We start from the raw sequence: 19,972 nt of genomic DNA on the forward strand, positions 1-19,972 counted from the left end.
GAGGGAATGCCGGAGCGGATGACACCGCTGGGTTCGAAGGAGGAATAGCCATGTCGGATGTGCTGATCGACCGACCGGAACTCGAAGGACTCGGCGTCTACGAGTTCGGCTGGCACGACACCGATGCCGCGGGCGCCGTCGCGCAACGCGGCATCAACGAGGACGTGGTGCGCGGGATCTCCGCCCTCAAGTCCGAGCCCGAATGGATGCTGAAGACCCGTCTGAAGGGGTACCAGCTGTTCGGCCGCAAGCCGATGCCCACCTGGGGTGCCGACCTGTCGGAGATCGACTTCGACAACATCAAGTACTTCGTGCGCTCCACCGAGAAGCAGGCGCAGTCGTGGGAGGACCTCCCCGAGGAGATCCGCAACACCTACGAGAAGCTCGGCATCCCCGAGGCCGAGCGCGCCCGCCTCGTGGCCGGCGTCGCCGCCCAGTACGAGTCCGAGGTGGTCTACCACCAGATCAACGCCGAGCTCGAGAAGCAGGGCGTCATCTTCATGGACACCGACACCGCGCTGCGCGAGCACCCGGAGTTCTTCGAGGAGTACTTCGGCACCGTCATCCCCGCCGGCGACAACAAGTTCGCGGCGCTGAACACCGCGGTGTGGTCGGGCGGCTCGTTCGTCTACGTGCCCCCGGGCGTGCACGTCGAGATCCCGCTGCAGGCCTACTTCCGCATCAACACCGAGAACATGGGCCAGTTCGAGCGCACGCTCATCATCGCCGACGAGGGCTCGTACGTGCACTACATCGAGGGCTGCACCGCCCCGATCTACAAGAGCGACTCGCTGCACTCCGCCGTCGTCGAGATCATCGTGAAGAAGAACGCCCGCGTGCGCTACACGACGATCCAGAACTGGTCGAACAACGTCTACAACCTCGTCACCAAGCGGGCCGTGGCCCACGAGGGCGCGACGATGGAGTGGGTCGACGGCAACATCGGCTCCAAGGTGACGATGAAGTACCCGTCGATCTTCCTCATGGGCGAGCACGCCAAGGGCGAGACGCTCTCGGTGGCCTTCGCCGGTCCCGGTCAGCACCAGGACGCCGGCGCGAAGATGATCCACATGGCGCCCTACACGCAGTCCTCGATCGTCTCGAAGTCGATCGCCCGCGGCGGCGGCCGCGCCGGCTACCGCGGTGAGGTGCGCGTCGACGCCAACGCGCACCACTCCGCCAACACGGTGCGCTGCGACGCGCTGCTGGTCGACTCGATCTCGCGCTCCGACACCTACCCGGCCATCGACATCCGCGTCGACGACGTGCAGCTCGGCCACGAGGCCACCGTCTCGAAGGTCAGCGAAGAGCAGCTGTTCTACCTCATGAGCCGCGGCATGCCCGAAGACGAGGCGATGGCGATGATCGTGCGCGGCTTCATCGAGCCGATCGCCCGCGAGCTGCCCATGGAGTACGCCCTCGAGCTGAACAAGCTCATCGAGATGGGCATGGAAGGATCCGTCGGCTGATGACGACAGCGACACAAGCCCCTGTCGACCGCGCACAGGGGCACATCGACCCTGCCGCCGCGTTCGTTCCCGTGCAGACCCGTTCGGCGCGCCCCACCTCGTTCGCGCCCGCCGATTTCGGCGTGCCGACGGGCCGTGAGGTCAACTGGAAGCACACCCCGACCGACCGGCTCGCGCCCCTGTTCGTCGACGAGGCCGGCCCCACCGGCGTCATCGGCGTCGAGGTCACCGCGCCCCGCGAGGTCGAGCAGCTGCGTCTCGCCCCCGGCGAGGCCCCGCGCGGCGAGGTGTTCCGACCCGAGGACCTGCCCGCCGCGATCGCCTGGTCGCAGGAGGCCTCGGCGCCCCTCATCCGCATCCCCGCGGGGGTGGAGCTGGACGAGCCCGTCGTCGTGCGCCTGACCGGCACCGGCGGCACCGCGCACGCCCACGTCGTCATCGAGGCCCAGCCGCAGTCCCGCGGCACCGTCGTGCTCCGCCACGAGGGCGTCGCCCACCAGGCCCAGAACGTCGAGATCATCGTGCGCGACGGGGCGGCGCTGACCGTCATCTCGGTGCAGCGCTGGGACGACGAGGCCGTGCACCTGGCCTCGCACCAGGCGCGCGTCGACCGTGACGCCGCGCTCACCCACATCGTCGTCACCCTCGGCGGCGGCGTCGTGCGTGTGAACCCGTCGGTGGAGCTCGCCGGCGCCGGTGCGAACGGCAAGCTCTTCGGCCTGTCGTTCGCCGACGCCGGGCAGCACTTCGAGAGCCAGGTGTACCTGCACCACAAGGGCCCGCACACCGTCGGCGACGTGCTCTACAAGGGCGCGCTGCAGGGCCAGGGCGCCCGCAGCGTGTGGATCGGCGACGTGCTCATCGGGCCGGATGCCGTGGGCACCGACTCGTACGAGGCCAACCGCAACCTGGTGCTCACCGACGGCGCGCGCGCCGACTCGATCCCGAACCTCGAGATCGAGACCGGCGACATCGTCGGGGCCGGCCACGCCAGCGCCACCGGTCGCTTCGACGACGAGCAGCTGTTCTACCTGCAGGCCCGCGGCATCTCCGAAGATGAGGCCCGGCGCCTGGTCGTGCTCGGCTTCCTCAGCGAGATCGTGCAGAAGACCGGCATCCCGGCCCTCGAGGAGGAGCTCATCGAGGCCATCGAGACCGAGCTGGCCGAAGGCATCCGCGCATGAGCGCACAGAAGGTGCTCAGCCTCAGCGCGCTCGAGCAGGACACCGCCGTGCGCGTCGAGGTCGACGGCGTCCCGATCGCCGTCGTGCTCGACTCCCAGGGCGAGGTGCACGCGATCGGCGACACCTGCACCCACGGCGAGATCTCGCTGTCGGAGGGCTTCGTCGAGGGGGAGACCCTCGAATGCTGGGCGCACGGCTCGGCGTTCTCGCTGCGCACCGGCCGCCCCCTGAACCTCCCGGCCTACGAGCCGGTGCCCGTCTACCAGGTCACCATCGAGGGCGACGATGTGCTCATCGACCCCGCGGTGACCAAAGAAGTGAACTGAGAAGGAAACGCATCATGGCTGTTCTCGAGATCCGCGACCTGCACGTGACGGTCGAGACGGATGCCGGCACGACGCCCATCCTCAACGGCGTGACCCTGACCGTGCGCACCGGTGAGACCCACGCGATCATGGGCCCCAACGGCTCGGGCAAGTCGACGCTCGCCTACACGATCGCCGGTCACCCGAAGTACACCGTCACCAGCGGCACCATCACCCTCGACGGCGAGGACGTCCTCGCCATGGCGGTGGACGAGCGGGCCCGCGCCGGCCTGTTCCTGGCCATGCAGTACCCCGTCGAGATCCCCGGGGTGACGGTCACCAACTTCCTGCGCACCGCGAAGACCGCGATCGACGGCGAGGCGCCGGCGATCCGCGCGTGGACCAAGGACGTCAAGGAGGCCATGCGCAACCTCCGCATGGACCCGAAGTTCGCCCAGCGCAACGTCAACGAGGGGTTCTCCGGCGGCGAGAAGAAGCGCCACGAGATCCTCCAGCTCGAGGTGCTGCGCCCGCAGATCGCCGTGCTCGACGAGACCGACTCGGGTCTGGACGTCGACGCGCTGAAGATCGTGTCGGAGGGTGTCAACCGCGCCAAGGAGGCCACCGGCCTCGGCGTGCTGCTGATCACCCACTACACCCGCATCCTGCGCTACATCCAGCCCGACTTCGTGCACGTCATGGTCGCCGGCCGCATCGCCGAGGAGGGCGGGCCCGAGCTGGCCGCGCGCCTGGAGGACGAGGGCTACGACCGTTATGTCACGGGCGTGGACGAGCCCGCCGCCGCTGTCGAGGCCTAGGATCGAGGCATGACCGCGACGCTCAGCCCCGAGAAGTTCGACGACGTCACCGAGGCGCTCAAGGATGTGATGGATCCCGAGCTCGGGATCAACGTCGTCGATCTGGGCCTCATCTACGACCTCAGCTGGGACGAGGAGAACGACGCCCTCGTCATCCACATGACCCTCACCAGCGCCGGGTGCCCGCTCACCGACGTGCTCGAGGAGCAGACCGCGCAGGCGCTGGACGACGTCGTCGACCGGTTCCGCATCAACTGGGTGTGGATGCCGCCGTGGGGTCCCGAGCGCATCACCGACGACGGGCGCGACATGATGCGCGCGCTCGGCTTCGCCATCTGAGCCCAGCTCCCTGAAACCGGGCGTCGCACGACCGGGGCCCGCGGTGTCGGTTCGCTAGGCTCGTCGAGTGAGCGTCACCCCCCTCGAAGCCCTGCCGTTGGAGACCCTTCGTCGCCGGTCGAGCACGAAGTGGCGCACTCATCCGCACGACGTGCTGCCGATGTTCGTCGCCGAGACCGACTTCCCGCTCGCCGAGCCGATCCGCGAGGCGCTGGCCGAGGCCGTGGCGATCGGCGACACCGGCTACACGCCGCCCGACCCGGGGCTGCGCGACGTGTTCGCCGCGTTCGCCGCCCGGCGCTACGGCTGGGAGGTCGACCCGGCGCGAGTGGACTGGACGGGCGACGTGATGATGGCCGTCGTCGAGGTGCTGCGGGGCGTCATCGCCCCGGGCGACGAGGTCGTGGTCACCCCGCCGGTGTACCCGCCGTTCTTCTTCTGCGTCGAAGAGGCCGGCGGCGTGCCCCGCTCGGTGCCGCTGGCGGCCACCGGCGCCGGCTGGTCGCTCGACCTCGCCGGCATCGAGGCGGCGCTGGCAGCCGGCGCGCGCGCCGTGCTGCTGTGCAACCCCCACAACCCCACCGGCACCGTGCACTCCCGCGAGACCCTCGCCCGGCTCGCCGCGATCGCGCGCCGGTACGGCGCCGTGGTCGTCAGCGACGAGATCCACGCGCCGCTGGCCCAGCCCGGCACGGGGTTCACCCCGTTCCTGGCCGCCGGCGAGGATGCCGCGGAGGTGGGGTACGCCATCACCAGCTCGTCGAAGGCGTTCAACCTCGCCGGCCTCAAGTGCGCCCTCATCGTCACCGCCGCAGCGCACACCACCCGGGTCGTGCGCGGCCTGCCGCGCGAGGTGGAGTGGCGCACGGGGCTCCTGGGTGCCATCGCCACCCGCGCCGCGTTCGCCCCGGCATCCGACGCATGGCTCGACGCCCTGCTGGCACGCCTCGACGAGAACCGGCACCTGCTCGCCGCGTTGCTGACCGAGCACCTGCCCGAGGCGCGCTTCGTCGTTCCCGACGCCGGCTTCCTCGGCTGGATCGACCTCTCGGCCTACGGCTGGGGCGACGACCCCGCCGAGGCGGTGCTGCACGGCGCCCGCGTGGCGCTGCAGCGCGGCCCCGACTTCGGCGCCGGCGGGCTCGGCCACGCACGGATCAACTTCGGCTGCGGTCCCGACGTGCTGCGTGAGGCGGTCGCCCGGATCGGCGCCCTGGCCCGCGCGTGAGCGCGCCCGGCACGATCTGGAGCTCGCCGCGCGGCTGGGTGACGGCGGGGGCGATCGCGCTCATCTTCCTGGCCGCCATGCAGTCGCTGGCGGTGACCACGGTGATGCCGGTGGTCAGCGCCGAGCTCGACGGCGCCGCGCTGTACGCCGTCGCGTTCGCCGGCACGCTCGCCACGAGCGTCATCGGCATGGTGGCGGTGGGCGCGTGGAGCGACCGCTCCGACCCGGTGTGGCCGCTGACGATCGCGGTGGCGCTGTTCGTGGTGGGACTGCTCATCGCGGGGCTCGCGCCCTCGATGCCCGCGCTGGTCGTCGGCCGGCTCGTGCAGGGCCTCGGCACCGGCGGCCAGACCGTCGCGCTGTACGTCGTCGTCGCGCGGGTGTACCCGGCGGTGCTGCACGGCAAGGTGTTCGCCGCGTTCTCCGCCGCCTGGGTGGTGCCCTCGCTCGTCGGCCCCTTCCTGGCCGGCGCGGTGACCGAGTATCTGCACTGGCGCTGGGTGTTCCTGGGTGTCGCCGCCCTCACGGTGGTCGCCTTCGCCCTGGTGGCGGTGCGGCTGTGGGGCACCCCGCTGGGCACCGAGCACCCCTCCGACGACCGTGTCTGGCCGCGCCTGATGTGCGCCGTCGCCGTCGCCGTCGGTGCACTCGGCATCAGCCTGGCGGGCGAGGCCGGGCCGTGGGCGGGCGCCGCGGTGGCCGTCTCGGTGGCCGTCATCGCCCTCGCCGTGCGCCCGCTGCTGCCGGCGCGCACGCTGCGGGCCGGGCGGGGGCTTCCCAGCGTCGTGCTCATGCGCGGGCTCATCGCGGCGGCCCTGTTCGGCGCCGAGATCTACATCCCCTACCTGCTGATCGACGACTTCGGCTTCTCGCCGGTGTGGGCGGGCCTCGGCCTGACCGCCGCCGCCCTCACCTGGGCGGGCGCTTCGTGGGTGCAGGGCGCCCACGGCGACCGCATCGGCAGCACCCGCATCGCCCTCATCGGCGGGGTGCTGCTGGTCACCGCGACGGCGACGGCGGCCCTCACCGCCTGGTGGCACCTGCCGGCGGTCGTGCTCGTGGCGGGCTGGTCGCTCGCCGGCGCCGGCATGGGCCTCATGTACCCGCGGCTCACCGTGCTGACCCTCGCGTACTCGACGCCCCGCAACCAGGGGTTCAACTCGTCGGCGCTGTCGATATCCGAGAACGTCGGCTCGGCGGCATCCATCGCCGTCATGGGTCTCGTGTTCACCGCGCTGGCGGGCACGGATGCCGGGTTCCCGGCCGTGTTCGCCGTCTCCACCGCGCTGGCCGTGCTGGCCTTCGTGCCGGGGCTGCGCCTCGCGCGCCGCGCCGCGCCCGCCGCGGTCTGACGCAGGCGCCCAGGCGCTCGGGTTCGGGGCTCAGACCTCGGCTTTGCCGAGCCGCCAGTAGCCCATGAACGCCACCGCGCGCCGGTCGACGCCCTGCGCGGTGACCAGGTGGCGGCGCAGGGTCTTGATGGCTCCCGCCTCGCCGGCCAGCCACGCGTACAGCGGCGCCTTCTTCAGCGCGGCCCCGCCCTTGGCGGTGCGGGGCACCTCCCACAGGATGTCGCGGTCGATGTCGATCTCCTCCACGTCGGCGCCGCGGCCGGCGGGCACGAGGTGCCCCGCCGCGTCGGCGACGGCGGCCACCAGGTGCTCGTGGCGGGTGCCGCCGCGCGCGGCGACGTGGTAGGCGAAGCCGGGGTGGGCGGGCAGGTAGGCGGCGTCGCCCTCGTCGGGCACCTCCAGCACCACCACACCGCGCGCCTGGGCGGGCAGCTGCTCGAGGATGACCGCGATGGCCGGGGCGGCGGTCTCGTCGCCGGCGAGCAGGATGTCGTCGGTGTGGGCCGGGGGCACGAAGTCGATGCCGTAGCTGACGCCCTCGTGCGCGGTGGTGGGGGCGTAGATGAGCACCTCGTCGCCCACCTGCGCGTCGGCGATCCACGCCGAGGCGGGCCCGAGCACGTCGTGGGAGACCATGTCGACGTCGACCTCGGCCAGGTGGTTGCGCACGTAGCGGGTCGTGTACGTGCGGAACGGGGGACGCCGGTGCTCGTCCATCTCGCGCCACTGGGTCCACCAGTCCTCGCCGGTGGGCATGTCGTCGATCGGGGTGGCGGCGGTGGGGAAGACGATCTTGATGCGCTGGTCGAGTCCGGGGTCGCCGTAGTCGGCGAGGTCGGGGCCGCCGAAGGTGAAGCGGCGGAAGCTCGGCGTGATGTCGGCGATCGCGGTGACACGGGCGCGGAAGAAGCGGCTCAGGGGGCGCTCGTCGGTCATCGGGGGTCTCCTCAGGGGGCGGGGACGGATGTGGGGGCGGGGGCCTGCGCGTGCGCGGTGAGCACGTGGTGGCGGCCGCGCGGCAGGACCATGGGGGCACCCGACACCGGGTCGGGGATCACCAGGGCGTCCAGGTCGAACACGTCGCGCACCAGCTCGCTGGTGACGACCTCGGCCGGCGGTCCGCCGGCGATCAGCCGCCCGCGGCGCAGCGCGAACAGGTGGTCGGCGTAGCGCGCGGCCAGGTTGATGTCGTGCAGCACCATGACGATCGTGGTGCCGCGCACCCGGTTGAGGTCGGTGAGCAGGTCGAGCACCTCGATCTGGTGCGACACGTCGAGGAAGGTGGTGGGCTCGTCCAGCAGCAGCACGCCGGTCTCCTGCGCGAGGGCCATCGCGATCCACACGCGCTGGCGCTGACCGCCCGACAGCTCGTCGACGGCGCGGTCGGCGAGCTCGAGCACGCCGGTCGCGGCGAGGGCCTCGGCCACGGCGCGGTCGTCGGCGGCCGTCCACGAACGGAACAGCTTCTGGTGCGGGTGGCGGCCGCGGCCGACGAGGTCGGCCACGGCGATGCCCTCGGGGGCCACCGGCTGCTGGGGGAGGAGCCCCAGGGTGCGGGCGAGCTCCTTGGTGGGGATCTGGTCGATGCGCGTGCCGTCGAGCACGACGCTGCCCTGCTGGGCGGGCAGCAGCCGCGCCATCGTCTTCAGCAGCGTCGACTTGCCGCAGGCGTTGGCCCCGACGATGACGCTGATCCGGCCGGCGGGGATCTGCAGGTCGACCCCGTCGACGACGGTCGTGCCGCCGTACCCGGAGACCAGCCCCTCGGTGCGGATGGCGTGCTGTGCGGTCATGACGATCCTCCGCGGCGGCTGGTTCGGATGAGCAGGTAGATGAGGTACGGCGCACCGAGGATGCCGGTGATGACGCCGACCGGGAACTTCGTGTCGAAGGCGAACTGCCCGAGCAGGTCGGCGGCGAGCACGAGGCACGCGCCGGTGAGGGCGGCCGGCAGGATCACCGGCGCGCCGGGACCGACGATGCGGGCGGCGATGGGACCGGCGAGGAACGCCACGAAGGCGATGGGGCCGGTGGTCGCCGTGGCGAAGCACGCCAGCGCCACGGCCGCCACCACCAGCAGCACCCGGCTGCGGTCGACGCGCACCCCCAGCGCGGTCGCCGAGGCGTCGCCGAGCTCGAGCGCGCCCAGGTCGCGCGAGAGCAGCAGCACGACGGGCACGAGCACCAGCACGGCGATGGCCAGCGGCGGCACGTCCTCCATCCGCGAGCCGTTGAGGCTGCCGGTCATCCAGCGTGCGGCGACCGAGAGGTCCCACACCGCCGCACGCAGCAGCAGGTAGGCAACGACCGCGTCGAGCATGGCGCCCACACCGATGCCGATGAGGATGAGGCGGCCGCCGGTGGACTCGCCCCCGCGCGCGGCGAGATAGATGACCACGGCGGTGAGGATGCCCGCGCCCAGGGCCAGGGCCATCGTCGCGCCGCTGCTCCAGTGCAGCACGATGAGCGAGAGGATCGCCGCCGCGCTCGCGCCGGAGGTGATGCCGATCACGTCGGGGCTGGCGAGGGGGTTGCGCAGCATCGTCTGGAACGTCGAGCCGGCCACGCCGAAGGCGATCCCGGCGAGCACCGCCGTCAGGGCGCGCGGCAGCCGGAGGGAGCCGACGGTGAACGAGGCGCCCGGCACCTGCTGGCCGGCGAGCACGGCGAGCACGTCCGAGACCGGGTAGATCGTGTTGCCGAGCATGAGCATCGCCGCGAACAGCACCACGACGATCGCGCACATGACGACGATGGCGATCGTGCGGCGGCGGGAGCGGTGGCGCCGGCCGGTGCGCAGCGCGTCGAGCTGAGCGTCGGTGACGACGGGGAGGGCGGCCGGGGTGAGAGTGGTCATCACATCGCCTTCATCCGGGTGCGGCGTGCGATGGCGATGAGCACCGGGGCGCCGAGGAAGGCGGTGATGATGCCGGCCTCCACCTCGCCCGGCGAGCCGATCACACGGCCGACGGTGTCGGCGAGGGTGAGCAGCACTGCGCCGCCCAGGGCCGACAGGGGCAGCAGCCACCGCTGGTCGGAGCCGGAGACCAGCCGCACGGCGTGGGGGACCATGAGGCCGACGAACCCGATGGGCCCGGCCACGGCGGTCACCGCGGCGCACAGGCCCACGCCGGCCACGGCGGCCACGATGCGGATGCGCCCCACGCGCACGCCGAGGCCGACCGCCACGTCGTCGCCGAGGGCGAGGGCGTTGAGCGCCGAGGCGCACACCAGCGCGATGACGGTGCCGATCACCAGCACCGGCACGATGACCCCGAGCGTGCTCCAGTCGGCGCGACCGACGTTGCCGATCTGCCAGTACCGGAACTCGTCCATGACGGCCTGACGGGGCAGCAGGATCGCCGAGACCAGCGACGACAGCGCCGCCGTGGTGGCCGCCCCCGCCAGCGCGAGCTTGATGGGAGTGGTGCCGCCGGGGCCCACAGAGCCGACGAAGTAGACGAAGAACGCGGTGAGGAAGGCCCCGATCAGCGCGAGCCACAGATAGCCGAACGCGCTCGAGACGCCGAGGAAGGCGATGCCGATCACGACGGCCAGCGCGGCGCCGGTGTTGACCCCGAGGATGCCGGGATCGGCGAGGGGATTGCGGGTGATGGCCTGCATGAGGGCGCCCGACAGTGCCAGGGCGGCGCCGGCGAGCAGCGCCAGCACCGTGCGGGGGATGCGGCTCTGCACCGCGAGGGCGCCGATGTCGGTGGGGGTCTCACCGCGCAGCCACGTCGAGATGCCGAGGACCACCTGGTCGACGCTGACCGGGCGCGACCCGAATGAGAGCGAGACGACCACCGACACCACCACCGCGGCGATCGCGATGACCCCCCCCCCCCCGCCCCGCCCCGCCCCCCCCCCGGGGGTGGGCGCGCGGCGGGTGGCGGCGAGGGTGTCGGTCACTGGACCTTCGCTGCCGCGTCCTTGAGATCGGCGACGTAGCGCTCGAGCACCCACGGGATCGACAGCGGGGTGGGGCTGACGGCGGCGCTGTAGGCGTCGCCCTCGCCGACGACGACGACGGCGCCGTTCTTCACGGCGGGGAGGGTGCTCCACAGCGGGTCGGCCTGCAGTGCCGGCAGCAGGGTGTCGTCGCCGTAGGTGACGATCACGTCGACGTCGGCGAGCTGGTCGGCGTTCTCGGCGCTGAAGTCGAGGTAGAACGAGCCCTCCTCGGCGGCGTCGACGGCCACCTGCGGCAGGTCGAAGCCGAGGTCGTGCAGCAGTGCGGTGCGCGAGTCGCCGCCGGTGTACAGCGACACCGTCGACAGATCGGCGGCGCTGGCGTAGAAGAACGCGGCGCTCTTCCCGGCGAAGCCGGCGTCGGCGGTCGCGTCGGCGATCTGCGCCTCGAGGTCGGTGACGAGCTTCTCGCCCTCGGCCTTCAGGCCCAGCGCCTCGGCGTCGAGCGTGATCTGGTCGCGCCACGGCGTGAACCAGGGGATGTCGGGGTAGGAGACGACCGGTGCGATACCGCTGAGGGTCGTGTAGTCCTCCTCGCTGAGGCCCGACTGGGCGGCGAGGATGACGTCGGGGGCGGTGTCGGCGATCGCCTCGAAGTCGACGCCGTCGGTGACGTCGAACAGCGTCGGGGTCTCGGCGCCCAGCTCGTCGAGCTTGTCGGTGGTCCACTCGTACAGGCCCGGCTCGGCCGTGCCGCTCCACGCCCACACCTGCGTGTCGGTGCCGACGGGCGCGACGCCCAGGGCGAGGGCGACATCCTGGTTGCCCCAGGCGATCGTGGCGACCCGCTCGGGCTTGCTGTCGATCGTCGTCTCACCGAGCGCGTGGGTGATGGTGACGGGGAACGCATCGCCGCTCGCGGCGCCGGAGGCGGGGGAGGCGGGGGTGCTTCCCGACGAGGCGCAGCCGGTGAGCAGAAGCGCGGTCGCCGCGGTCAGGACGGCCGCGGTGCGGAGTCGGGGCATGGGGTTTCCTCCGGTGCTGTGGAAGTAAGGACAGGCTTACTTTAGGTCGCTCACCGCCGCTCATGCCAAATCCGCTGCAGTCTGCCTGAAGGTCGCGCGCGGCACATGACGAAGGCCCCGCATCGCCGTCACGGCGGATGCGGGGCCTCGTCGGTGCGCCGGAGGCTGCGCTCAGTCCCGCTTCGCGCGGTCGACCGCGCGCACACCCGCCCAGGCGAGCGGCAGCAGCGCGCCGGCGATGAGCGCCTTCACGGCGTCGCCGAGGAGGAAGGGCAGGATGCCCGCCTGCAGCGTCGCCGTCAGCAGCGCCGGCCCCTGGGCGACGCCGAGGGTGGACAGCACGGCGGCCAGCCACGGCAGGCCCACCGCGTAGATGATCGCCGAGCCGGCGACGAAGGCCACGATCGCGCGGGGAACCTTGCGGTCCCACTGCAGCTCGGAGAGGCGGCCGACGACGAGGGCTGCCACGACGAAGCCGATGACGTACCCGAAGCTGGGGGTGGCCAGCAGCGCGAGGCCGGTGATGTGGCTGCCGTCGGTCTGTGGCGCCATCACCGGCAGGCCCACGAGGCCGAGGCCCGCGTAGAGGGCGAGCGAGGCGGCGCCGCGCACGGCGCCCAGGCTCGCGCCGACCAGCAGCACGCCGAGGGTCTGCCCGGTGATGGGCACCGGCCACATCGGCACGATGACCTGCGCCAGGACGGCGACCAGCCCCGCGCCGACGGCGACGAGCGCGGCATCGGCGGCGAGGGCGCGCAGGAGGGTGGACGGGCGCACCAGGGCGTCGGCGAGGACGCGGGGCGCGGGAGCGGCGATCGTCATGCGGATCTCCTTCGATGGGTGGGCGCCACGGGACCGGCCCGGGCGGCGTCCCGCTCAGCCTAGGGGCGGGTGGGGTGCGCGGGTGTGTGGGACGGCGCCGAAGGATGCCGCGATTCCCTGTCGGAATCCGACGACGGGGCGCCCGATCTATACTGGGAGGCTGGCCCTTCGGCCACTCTCCACCCCTGATGCGATTGGACGTCCGCTGTGCTCGCCGTGCACGACCTCGAGATCCGCGTGGGCGCTCGCACGCTCATGGCGGATGTGTCGTTCCGCGTGTCCGACGGCGACAAGATCGGCCTCGTCGGCCGCAACGGCGCCGGCAAGACCACGCTGACCAAGGTGCTGGCCGGTGACCTCATCCCCGCCGACGGCAAGGTGGAGCGCTCGGGGGAACTGGGCTACCTGCCGCAGGACCCGCGCACCGGCGACCCCGAGATGCTCGCCCGCACCCGCATCCTCGATGCCCGCGGCCTCGGCACGCTCGCCCTGCAGATGCACGAGGCATCGCTGCAGATGGGCGACGCCGACGAGAAGGTCGCCGGCAAGGCGATGCGACGCTACGGCAACCTCACCGAGCGCTTCGAAGCCCTCGGCGGATACGCCGCCGAGGCGGAGGCGGCCTCGATCGCCCACAACCTCTCGCTGCCCGACCGCATCCTCGACCAGCCGCTGAAGACGCTCTCGGGCGGTCAGCGCCGCCGCATCGAGCTGGCCCGCATCCTGTTCTCGGACGCGCAGACGATGATCCTCGACGAGCCCACCAACCACCTCGACGCCGACAGCGTCGTGTGGCTGCGCGAGTTCCTGAAGAACTACAAGGGCGGGCTGATCGTGATCAGCCACGACGTCGAACTGGTCGGCGAGACCGTGAACCGGGTGTTCTACCTGGATGCCATGCGTCAGGTCATCGACGTCTACAACATGAACTGGAAGAACTACCTGCGTCAGCGGGTGGCCGATGAGGAGCGCCGCAAGAAGGAGCGCGTCAACATCGAGAAGAAGGCGACCGCGCTGCAGCTGCAGGCGGCACGCTTCGGAGCGAAGGCCTCCAAGGCCGCCGCCGCCCACCAGATGGTCGCGCGCGCCGAGAAGATGCTGTCGGGGCTGGAAGAGGTGCGCCAGGAAGACCGCGTCGCCAAGCTGCGCTTCCCCAAGCCCGCGCCCTGCGGCAAGACCCCGCTCATGGCGTCGGGCCTGTCGAAGTCGTACGGGTCGCTGGAGATCTTCACCGACGTCGACCTGGCCATCGACCGCGGCTCGAAAGTGGTCGTGCTCGGCCTCAACGGCGCCGGCAAGACCACGCTGCTGCGCATCCTCGCCGGCGTCGACAAGCCCGACACCGGTCAGCTCGAACCCGGCCACGGCCTGAAGATCGGCTACTACGCGCAGGAGCACGAGAACCTCGACGTCAACCGGTCGGTGCTGGAGAACATGATGTCGGCCGCCCCCGACATCACCGCCACCGAGGCCCGCAAGGTGCTCGGCTCGTTCCTGTTCACCGGCGATGACGTGCTCAAGCCCGCCGGGGTGCTCTCCGGCGGTGAGAAGACGCGCCTCTCGCTGGCGACGCTCGTGGTCTCCAGCGCCAACATGCTGCTGCTCGACGAGCCCACCAACAACCTCGACCCCGCCAGCCGCGAAGAGATCCTCGGCGCGCTGGCGCACTACGAGGGCGCGGTCGTGCTCGTCTCGCACGACGAGGGCGCGGTGCAGGCCCTCAACCCCGAGCGGGTGCTGATCCTGCCCGACGGCGTCGAGGACATCTGGGGTCGCGACTACATCGACCTCATCACGCTCGCCTGATCGCGCCCCCGAGCGCGCGCCGCGGCGTGCCGGTGCGTGCCCGCGGGGCGGATGCGGCGGGCTCAGCGCCCGGCGTCGACCAGTTCGTCCTCGGCTTCGGCGTCGCGGTCGCGGCGCTTGCCCCGGCGGCGCGGGGGAGCCTCGCCGACGGCGGCGGCCGCGGCATCCTCGGCGTCCTCGCGGCGGTGACGGATCTCGGTGCGGATCATGTACCAGATGAAGATGAAGCCCATCACGGCGAACAGGATCCACTGGATCGCGTACGAGAGGTGCGGACCCGGGTCGTCCGACGGCGCGTCCAGCGGGTTGGGTGCGGTCGCGGGGGCGGGATCCTCCGACACGAGCAGTCCGTAGGCACCGGTCAGCACGTCCTCACCCGAGGCGATCGCGTCGGCGATGAGCGGCACGTTGATGGTGGGCACCTGTCCGTCCGGCGCCGAGCGGCCCGACGAGGGGAGGGGCTCCCCTGCCTTCAGCCGCACGACCACGGTGACCTCGCCGGCGGGCGGGGCGGGGATCTCGTCGGGGAGGGGCTGGTCGGCGCCGGGCGCCAGCCAGCCGCGGTCGACGATGACGACACGGCCGTCGTCGGTGCGGAAGGGCACGAGCACCTCGAACGCGCTCGTGCCGCCGTGGGCGCGGTTGCGTGCCAGCAGGGTCTCGTCGGGCAGGTAGCTGCCGGTGAGGGTCGTCGGGTGCCACTGCAGCGCGCCGGTGAACTCCTCGCCCTCGGGGATGAGCTCTTCCAGCGGCATCGCCTCGGCGTCGTAGTTGGTCGCGATCAGGTCGAGCTGCGCCTCGCGCCCGGCGTTGCGGTCGAACTGCCAGTGCGAGAGCACGGCGCAGGCGATGGCGAACACGACGGCGAAGGCGACGTAGCCGCTCCACCGCAGCGCGGTGCGACGGTTCACGAGGCGACCTCCTCGGAGAAGGCGACGACCTCGACGGGGAAGTCGCGCGCGGCGAGATAGTCCTTCAGGTAGTCCACGTGCGCGTCGCAGGCCAGCCAGATCTTGCGGCGCTCCGGCCCGTGGATGCGGGGGTTGCGCCACACCACCTGCCATGCCGCGTCATCCCGGCATCCGGCCCGGGAGCAGATCCGCTCGCTCACGACGCGTCGCTGTCCGGGTCGCGCTCCGGCGTGGGCTCCGGTGCGGGCGCGGGCGTGCGACCGGCCTCGTGGATGCGGATCACGCCGGTCTCGGCGGCCGGCACCGCCGGCGCGGCCGGGGCCGCCGGCAACGAGCGCTCCGGCGAGACGACGCCCTCGCGCGGGCCGCTGACCCCCACATTCGCGATGACCACCGCGACGTAGGGCAGGAAGACCGCGCCGATCGCCAGGACGAACGTGTACCAGCCGTAGGGGGTGATGACCACCATGAGCACGAAGCAGACGACGCGCACGCTCATCATGAGGAAGTACTTCGTCATGCGCGTGTGCGCCTCGTCGCGCGGGGCGCGTGGCAGCGAGGTCGCCGACTGGGCGGGGTTGTGCTTCACGGTGTCTCCAGGGTACGCGCGCTACGGGCACGCGGCGCGCCCTCAGGAGTACGAGCCGTACGACGAGCCGACCGCGAAGAACATCGCGAAGGCGAGGATGCCGAGCACTCCCAGCCCGATGCCCACCCACCCGACGATGACGCCGGCCAGGGCCATGCCACGGCCGCCCTCGCCGGTGCGCTTGATCCGGCCGAGCGCGATGTGCCCGGTGATCACACCGGCCACGACGCCGAGGGCCAGCACCCAGGTCCAGGCCAGCACGAAGCCGGCGAGGGAGCTGACGAGGGAGACGACGGCCAGCGCATTGGTGCGCCGCGGCGCCGCATAGCCGTAGCCGTACGGCTGCTGCGGGGCGCCGTAGGCCTGCGGGGGTGTGCCGTAGGGCTGCTGCGGCGCGCCGTAGGGGGCGGAGCCGCTGATCGGGTAGGGCGGCTGGCCGGGAGCGGCCTGCGCGTAGGTCGGCGGCTGCGGCGCGGCGGGAGGCGGGGGGCTCTGCGGCGCGGCGCCGTACGCCGGCTGACCGTAGACCGGCGGCTGCAGCGAAGGCGAGGCCGGGGGCGGGGTGTAGGGGGTCGCGGGCTGCGGCGACGGGTCCCCAGGGGTGTTGCTGTCCGACACGTTTCCTCCAATGGCGCGGGTCTCCAGCGTATCGGTGCGGCCCCGGCGCCCGGGTGCGCCGCTCGGCGCCCGGGCTAGGCTGGAGCGGTTCCCGCGTCACCGTCCTCAGGAGTGCCATGTCCACCGATCGCGTCGTCCTCGTCACCGGCGGAAACCGCGGCATCGGCCGCGCCATCGCCGAGCGCTTCGTCACCGAGGGGTACCGCGTGGCCGTCACCGCCCGCTCCGGCGAGGGACCCGAGGGCACGCTCACCGTGCGCGCCGACGTCACCGACGCCGCGTCGCTGGATGCCGCGTTCACCGAGGTCGAGCAGCAGCTCGGACCGGTGGCCGTGGTCGTGGCCAACGCCGGCATCACGAAGGACACGCTGCTGCTGCGCATGACCGAGGACGACTTCGACTCGGTGGTCTCGACGAACCTCGGCGGGACGTTCCGCGTCGTCAAGCGCGCGTCCAAGGGCATGCTGCGCGCCAAGTGGGGGCGCGTCATCCTCATCTCCAGCGTCGTCGGGCTCTACGGCTCGGCCGGTCAGATCAACTACTCCTCGTCCAAGGCCGCCCTCGTGGGCTTCGCGCGCTCGCTCACCCGCGAACTCGGCGCCCGCGGCATCACCGCCAACGTCGTGGCGCCCGGCTTCATCGAGACCGACATGACCGCGGCGCTGCCCGCCGACACGCAGGCCGAGTACCAGCGCAACATCCCCGCCGGCCGCTTCGCCACGGCCGACGAGGTCGCGGGCGTCGTCACCTGGCTCGCCTCCGACGACGCCGCCTACATCTCCGGTGCCGTCATCCCCGTCGACGGCGGACTCGGCATGGGGCACTGACCGCTCTCACGCGCACCCCCGCTCAGGCGCCGCCGCGCGTCAGGGCGGTCGCGAGCAGCTCCGACAGGCGCTCCGGCGCCGAGAACTGCGGCCAGTGCGCGGTGTCGAGGCGCACGACCTCGGCGTCGCCGATCGCCGCGAACTCCTCACCGTACGGGCCCCACGTCGCCACGAGGCGGCGGAACTCCGGCTCGTCGAGCGCGCCCATCAGCAGCGTCGCCGGCACGCCGTGGCGCCCGCCGTCGAGCACGATCTCGTCGGTGGGCACGCGCGCCGGCACACTGCGGGTGAGCGGCTCGGACGCCGTCCGCGTCGCCGCGTCGAGGTCGTGGGTGTCTTCGTCGTCGAAGAAGTCCCACCCCGGGAACGGGATCACGCCGTCGACGACGGGGAACTCCGAGATCTGACCGCCGGGGTGCGGGGGGATGGTGTCGACGAACACGACCCGCCGCACGCGATCGGGGCGCCGGTCGGCGGCGCCCCACACCACATTGCCGCCGCCGCTGTGCCCGACGAGGGCCACCGGCTCGGGCGAACGGTCGATCTCGGCGACGACGGCGTCGACCCAGTCTGAGATGCCGATGTCGGCGGAGTCGGAGGCCGGCGCACCGACGCCCGGCATGGTGAGGGGGAGCGGATAGAGGCCGGCTGCGCGCAGCGCGGGCAGCACCGGATCCCACGAGGACGCGTCGAGCCAGAGACCGGGAACGAGGATGACCTTCATGGTCGCGACGTTACCTCCGGCCTCCGACGTCGGAAAGACCGGCATCGGACGGACCCGCGGCGGACAGACCGGTGGCGGACAGACCGGCGGCGGGGAGGGTCAGGGCAGGAGCGGGATCAGCTCGGCGAGGTCCACCCGCGCCGCGACGATGTCGGCCTGCCGGCGCACGGCGGGCTTCGCGTTGAACGCGACGCCGAGCCCAGCCACCGCCATCATGCGCAGGTCGTTGGCGCCGTCGCCGACCGCGATCGTGCGGCGCAGCGGCACCCCGAGCTCGGCGGCCCAGGCCGTGAGCGCGGCCGCCTTGCCCTCGGCATCCACGATCTCGCCGTCGACCACGCCGGTGAGCGCGCCGTCCTGCACCGCCAGGCGGTTCGCGCGCCACACGTCGACGCCCAGCTGCGGGGCGACGGTGTCGAGGATCTCGTGGAAACCGCCCGAGACCACGGCGGCGATCCCGCCGCGGTCGTGGATCGCGGCGATCAGCTCGCGCACGCCGGGTGTGGGCTCGATGCGTGCGAGCACCCGGGCGAAGCCGGCGACCGGCACGCCCCGCAGCGCCGCCACGCGCGAGCGCAGGCTCGTGGCGAAGTCGACCTCGCCGCGCATGGCGGCCTCGGTGGCCGCGGCCACCTCGGGCCCGCGCCCCGCCTCGTCGGCGATGAGCTCGATGACCTCGTTGCGGATCAGCGTGGAATCGGCGTCGAAGACGACGAGGAAGCGGGCGTCAGGCACCCCACGAGCGTAGCCGCAGCCCGCGGCGGGCCCTCATCGTGTGACGTGCGCGTTCTTGCCGACGACGGTGATGCCGCTGTCGGTGACGGTGTAGCCGCGGGCGAGGTCGCGTTCGCGGTCGACCCCGACGGTCGCGCCGGGATCGAGCACGACGTTCTTGTCGAGGATCGCCCGGTGCACGCGCGCCCCCGCTCCCACGCTCACATGGTCGAACAGCACCGAGTCGGTGATGGTCGATCCGCCGCCGGAGAGGGTCCAGGGACCCACGACGCTGCGCTCCAGATGGGTTCCCGACAGCACCGACCCCAGCGAGACGATCGAGTCGATCGCATTGCCCATGCGTCCCACGCTGTCGCGCACGAACTTCGCCGGCGGCGAGTTCAGCGCCTGCGAGTGGATCGGCCACGCCATGTTGTACAGGTTGAACACCGGCAGCGTGGAGATGAGGTCCATGTGCGCGTCGAAGAACGAGTCGAGCGTTCCGACGTCGCGCCAGTAGTCGCGGTCGCGCTCGGTCGAGCCGGGCACGTCGTTGCGCTTGAAGTCGTAGACGGCGGCCTCGCCGCGGGCCACGAAGTAGGGGATGATGTCGCCGCCCATGTCGTGGTCGGACGTGGGCAGCTCACCGTCGCTGCGCACCGCCTCGATGAGCGCGTCGGCATCGAAGATGTAGTTGCCCATCGACGCGAGCACCTCGCCCGGATTGTCCGAGAGCCCGTTGGGGTTCTGGGGCTTCTCGAGGAAGTCGCGGATGGTGATGTTGTCGACCGGGTCGACGTCGATGACGCCGAACTGGTTGGCCAGCGAGATCGGCTGGCGGATGCCGGCGACGGTGGCCTTCGCGCCGGAGGCGATGTGCGCCTCGAGCATCTGCTCGAAGTCCATCCGGTACACGTGGTCGGCGCCGATGACCATGACGATGTCGGGCTTCTCGTCGTGGACGAGGTTGAGCGACTGCAGGATCGCGTCGGCCGAGCCCGAGAACCAGCGCTTGCCCAGTCGCTGCTGCGCCGGCACCGAGGCGACGTAGGCGCCCAGGAGCGCCGACATGCGCCACGTCTGCGAGATGTGGCGGTCGAGGCTGTGCGACTTGTACTGGGTCAGCACGACGATCTGGCGAAGCCCCGAGTTGATGAGGTTCGAGATCGCGAAGTCGATGAGGCGGTATTGGCCTCCGAAGGGCACCGCGGGTTTGGCGCGGTCCACCGTCAGGGGCATGAGTCGTTTGCCCTCGCCTCCGGCGAGGACGATTCCGAACACCTTCGGCGCTGCTGGCATGCCCCCACACTATGCCGCCCCGGGCACCTG

The 19,972-nt window shown here is 72.0% G+C and carries 22 protein-coding genes; 9 read left to right on the forward strand and 13 right to left on the reverse strand.

Translation table 11 applies throughout. The annotated features are described in order from the left end of the window. Positions 1 to 50: 50 nt before the first annotated feature. From sufB to N3K63_RS06710, 7 genes are all read left to right on the forward strand, one after another. On the forward strand, positions 51 to 1,469 hold the full coding sequence (gene sufB / locus N3K63_RS06680; protein ID WP_261579382.1) for a Fe-S cluster assembly protein SufB: 1,419 nt from the start codon (positions 51 to 53) through the stop codon (positions 1,467 to 1,469). After that, positions 1,469 to 2,653: a Fe-S cluster assembly protein SufD gene (sufD, locus tag N3K63_RS06685; RefSeq protein ID WP_261579383.1), complete on the forward strand. Its 1,185-nt coding sequence runs from the start codon at positions 1,469 to 1,471 to the stop codon at positions 2,651 to 2,653. The genes sufB and sufD overlap by 1 nt, the downstream gene beginning before the upstream one ends. Then, positions 2,650 to 2,979, forward strand: coding sequence for a non-heme iron oxygenase ferredoxin subunit (locus tag N3K63_RS06690; RefSeq protein ID WP_261579384.1), 330 nt, complete (start codon positions 2,650 to 2,652; stop codon positions 2,977 to 2,979). Before sufD ends, N3K63_RS06690 begins: the two co-directional genes overlap by 4 nt. Positions 2,980 to 2,993: 14 nt before the next feature. Next, entirely contained in the window at positions 2,994 to 3,776 is a 783-nt protein-coding gene (gene sufC, locus N3K63_RS06695; RefSeq protein WP_261579385.1) for a Fe-S cluster assembly ATPase SufC, read from the forward strand. Positions 3,777 to 3,785: 9 nt separating this feature from the next. Continuing rightward, positions 3,786 to 4,115: a metal-sulfur cluster assembly factor gene (locus tag N3K63_RS06700; RefSeq protein ID WP_261579386.1), complete on the forward strand. Its 330-nt coding sequence runs from the start codon at positions 3,786 to 3,788 to the stop codon at positions 4,113 to 4,115. A 67-nt stretch (positions 4,116 to 4,182) separates the two neighbouring features. Next, entirely contained in the window at positions 4,183 to 5,343 is a 1,161-nt protein-coding gene (locus N3K63_RS06705; RefSeq protein WP_261579387.1) for a MalY/PatB family protein, read from the forward strand. Further along, the gene (locus N3K63_RS06710; protein WP_261579389.1) at positions 5,340 to 6,695 is read left to right on the forward strand and encodes an MFS transporter; all 1,356 of its coding nucleotides are present in this window, start codon (positions 5,340 to 5,342) and stop codon (positions 6,693 to 6,695) included. The genes N3K63_RS06705 and N3K63_RS06710 overlap by 4 nt, the downstream gene beginning before the upstream one ends. Positions 6,696 to 6,725: 30 nt before the next feature. Here the strand turns inward: N3K63_RS06710 and N3K63_RS06715 are convergent, their stop codons facing one another. The 6 genes from N3K63_RS06715 to N3K63_RS06740 form a co-directional block, all read right to left on the reverse strand. Then, the gene (locus N3K63_RS06715) at positions 6,726 to 7,631 is read right to left on the reverse strand and encodes a siderophore-interacting protein (RefSeq protein WP_261579391.1); all 906 of its coding nucleotides are present in this window, start codon (positions 7,629 to 7,631) and stop codon (positions 6,726 to 6,728) included. A gap of 11 nt (positions 7,632 to 7,642) precedes the next feature. Beyond that, positions 7,643 to 8,488 (reverse strand): ABC transporter ATP-binding protein, encoded by an 846-nt coding sequence (locus N3K63_RS06720; RefSeq protein ID WP_261579392.1) that lies wholly within the window; start codon positions 8,486 to 8,488, stop codon positions 7,643 to 7,645. Further along, complete coding sequence (locus N3K63_RS06725; RefSeq protein WP_261579395.1) at positions 8,485 to 9,552, reverse strand: FecCD family ABC transporter permease; 1,068 nt, start codon at positions 9,550 to 9,552, stop codon at positions 8,485 to 8,487. The genes N3K63_RS06720 and N3K63_RS06725 overlap by 4 nt, the downstream gene beginning before the upstream one ends. Then, positions 9,552 to 10,454, reverse strand: a complete 903-nt coding sequence (locus tag N3K63_RS06730; RefSeq protein WP_390895120.1) for a FecCD family ABC transporter permease — start codon at positions 10,452 to 10,454, stop codon at positions 9,552 to 9,554. The genes N3K63_RS06725 and N3K63_RS06730 overlap by 1 nt, the downstream gene beginning before the upstream one ends. 149 nt (positions 10,455 to 10,603) lie before the next feature. Continuing rightward, positions 10,604 to 11,632 (reverse strand): iron-siderophore ABC transporter substrate-binding protein, encoded by a 1,029-nt coding sequence (locus N3K63_RS06735; RefSeq protein WP_261579398.1) that lies wholly within the window; start codon positions 11,630 to 11,632, stop codon positions 10,604 to 10,606. A gap of 171 nt (positions 11,633 to 11,803) precedes the next feature. Then, the gene (locus N3K63_RS06740; protein WP_261579399.1) at positions 11,804 to 12,454 is read right to left on the reverse strand and encodes a biotin transporter BioY; all 651 of its coding nucleotides are present in this window, start codon (positions 12,452 to 12,454) and stop codon (positions 11,804 to 11,806) included. A 207-nt stretch (positions 12,455 to 12,661) separates the two neighbouring features. Between N3K63_RS06740 and N3K63_RS06745 the strand changes: the two genes are divergently transcribed. Next, the gene (locus tag N3K63_RS06745; protein WP_261579401.1) at positions 12,662 to 14,260 is read left to right on the forward strand and encodes an ABC-F family ATP-binding cassette domain-containing protein; all 1,599 of its coding nucleotides are present in this window, start codon (positions 12,662 to 12,664) and stop codon (positions 14,258 to 14,260) included. A 62-nt stretch (positions 14,261 to 14,322) separates the two neighbouring features. Here the strand turns inward: N3K63_RS06745 and N3K63_RS06750 are convergent, their stop codons facing one another. From N3K63_RS06750 to N3K63_RS06765, 4 genes are read right to left on the reverse strand one after another with little or no spacing between them, the layout of a single operon-like run. Beyond that, the gene (locus N3K63_RS06750) at positions 14,323 to 15,171 is read right to left on the reverse strand and encodes an SURF1 family cytochrome oxidase biogenesis protein (RefSeq protein WP_261579402.1); all 849 of its coding nucleotides are present in this window, start codon (positions 15,169 to 15,171) and stop codon (positions 14,323 to 14,325) included. After that, positions 15,168 to 15,371 (reverse strand): hypothetical protein, encoded by a 204-nt coding sequence (locus N3K63_RS06755; RefSeq protein ID WP_261579403.1) that lies wholly within the window; start codon positions 15,369 to 15,371, stop codon positions 15,168 to 15,170. Before N3K63_RS06755 ends, N3K63_RS06750 begins: the two co-directional genes overlap by 4 nt. Beyond that, entirely contained in the window at positions 15,368 to 15,760 is a 393-nt protein-coding gene (locus N3K63_RS06760) for a DUF3099 domain-containing protein (protein ID WP_261579405.1), read from the reverse strand. Before N3K63_RS06760 ends, N3K63_RS06755 begins: the two co-directional genes overlap by 4 nt. Positions 15,761 to 15,802: 42 nt before the next feature. Beyond that, positions 15,803 to 16,378, reverse strand: a complete 576-nt coding sequence (locus N3K63_RS06765; protein ID WP_261579406.1) for a DUF4190 domain-containing protein — start codon at positions 16,376 to 16,378, stop codon at positions 15,803 to 15,805. A gap of 116 nt (positions 16,379 to 16,494) precedes the next feature. On the opposite strand from N3K63_RS06765, the gene fabG reads away from it, so the two are divergent. Next, a complete protein-coding gene (gene fabG, locus N3K63_RS06770) occupies positions 16,495 to 17,205 on the forward strand; it encodes a 3-oxoacyl-ACP reductase FabG (protein ID WP_261579407.1) in 711 nt (236 codons plus the stop codon). A 22-nt stretch (positions 17,206 to 17,227) separates the two neighbouring features. Here fabG and N3K63_RS06775 read toward each other — a convergent pair whose 3' ends face one another. The 3 genes from N3K63_RS06775 to glgC form a co-directional block, all read right to left on the reverse strand. Further along, positions 17,228 to 17,929, reverse strand: a complete 702-nt coding sequence (locus N3K63_RS06775) for an alpha/beta fold hydrolase (RefSeq protein ID WP_261579408.1) — start codon at positions 17,927 to 17,929, stop codon at positions 17,228 to 17,230. Between the two features lie 99 nt (positions 17,930 to 18,028). After that, positions 18,029 to 18,664, reverse strand: a complete 636-nt coding sequence (gene serB / locus N3K63_RS06780; RefSeq protein WP_261579409.1) for a phosphoserine phosphatase SerB — start codon at positions 18,662 to 18,664, stop codon at positions 18,029 to 18,031. Between the two features lie 33 nt (positions 18,665 to 18,697). Further along, positions 18,698 to 19,942, reverse strand: a complete 1,245-nt coding sequence (gene glgC / locus N3K63_RS06785) for a glucose-1-phosphate adenylyltransferase (RefSeq protein WP_261579410.1) — start codon at positions 19,940 to 19,942, stop codon at positions 18,698 to 18,700. Between the last annotated feature and the right edge of the window lie 30 nt (positions 19,943 to 19,972).

Source organism: Microbacterium festucae, from assembly GCF_025421715.1.
Taxonomy (GTDB): domain Bacteria; phylum Actinomycetota; class Actinomycetes; order Actinomycetales; family Microbacteriaceae; genus Microbacterium; species Microbacterium festucae.

Bases quoted from the DNA above. Each gene is read 5' to 3' on its own strand.
- sufB (WP_261579382.1), top strand. From the start codon at position 51: ATGTCGGATGTGCTGATCGACCGACCGGAACTCGAAGGACTCGGCGTC.
- sufD (WP_261579383.1), top strand. From the start codon at position 1,469: ATGACGACAGCGACACAAGCCCCTGTCGACCGCGCACAGGGGCACATC.
- N3K63_RS06690 (WP_261579384.1), top strand. From the start codon at position 2,650: ATGAGCGCACAGAAGGTGCTCAGCCTCAGCGCGCTCGAGCAGGACACC.
- sufC (WP_261579385.1), top strand. From the start codon at position 2,994: ATGGCTGTTCTCGAGATCCGCGACCTGCACGTGACGGTCGAGACGGAT.
- N3K63_RS06700 (WP_261579386.1), top strand. From the start codon at position 3,786: ATGACCGCGACGCTCAGCCCCGAGAAGTTCGACGACGTCACCGAGGCG.
- N3K63_RS06715 (WP_261579391.1), bottom strand. From the start codon at position 7,631: ATGACCGACGAGCGCCCCCTGAGCCGCTTCTTCCGCGCCCGTGTCACC.
- N3K63_RS06720 (WP_261579392.1), bottom strand. From the start codon at position 8,488: ATGACCGCACAGCACGCCATCCGCACCGAGGGGCTGGTCTCCGGGTAC.
- N3K63_RS06725 (WP_261579395.1), bottom strand. From the start codon at position 9,552: ATGACCACTCTCACCCCGGCCGCCCTCCCCGTCGTCACCGACGCTCAG.
- N3K63_RS06735 (WP_261579398.1), bottom strand. From the start codon at position 11,632: ATGCCCCGACTCCGCACCGCGGCCGTCCTGACCGCGGCGACCGCGCTT.
- N3K63_RS06740 (WP_261579399.1), bottom strand. From the start codon at position 12,454: ATGACGATCGCCGCTCCCGCGCCCCGCGTCCTCGCCGACGCCCTGGTG.
- fabG (WP_261579407.1), top strand. From the start codon at position 16,495: ATGTCCACCGATCGCGTCGTCCTCGTCACCGGCGGAAACCGCGGCATC.
- N3K63_RS06775 (WP_261579408.1), bottom strand. From the start codon at position 17,929: ATGAAGGTCATCCTCGTTCCCGGTCTCTGGCTCGACGCGTCCTCGTGG.
- glgC (WP_261579410.1), bottom strand. From the start codon at position 19,942: ATGCCAGCAGCGCCGAAGGTGTTCGGAATCGTCCTCGCCGGAGGCGAG.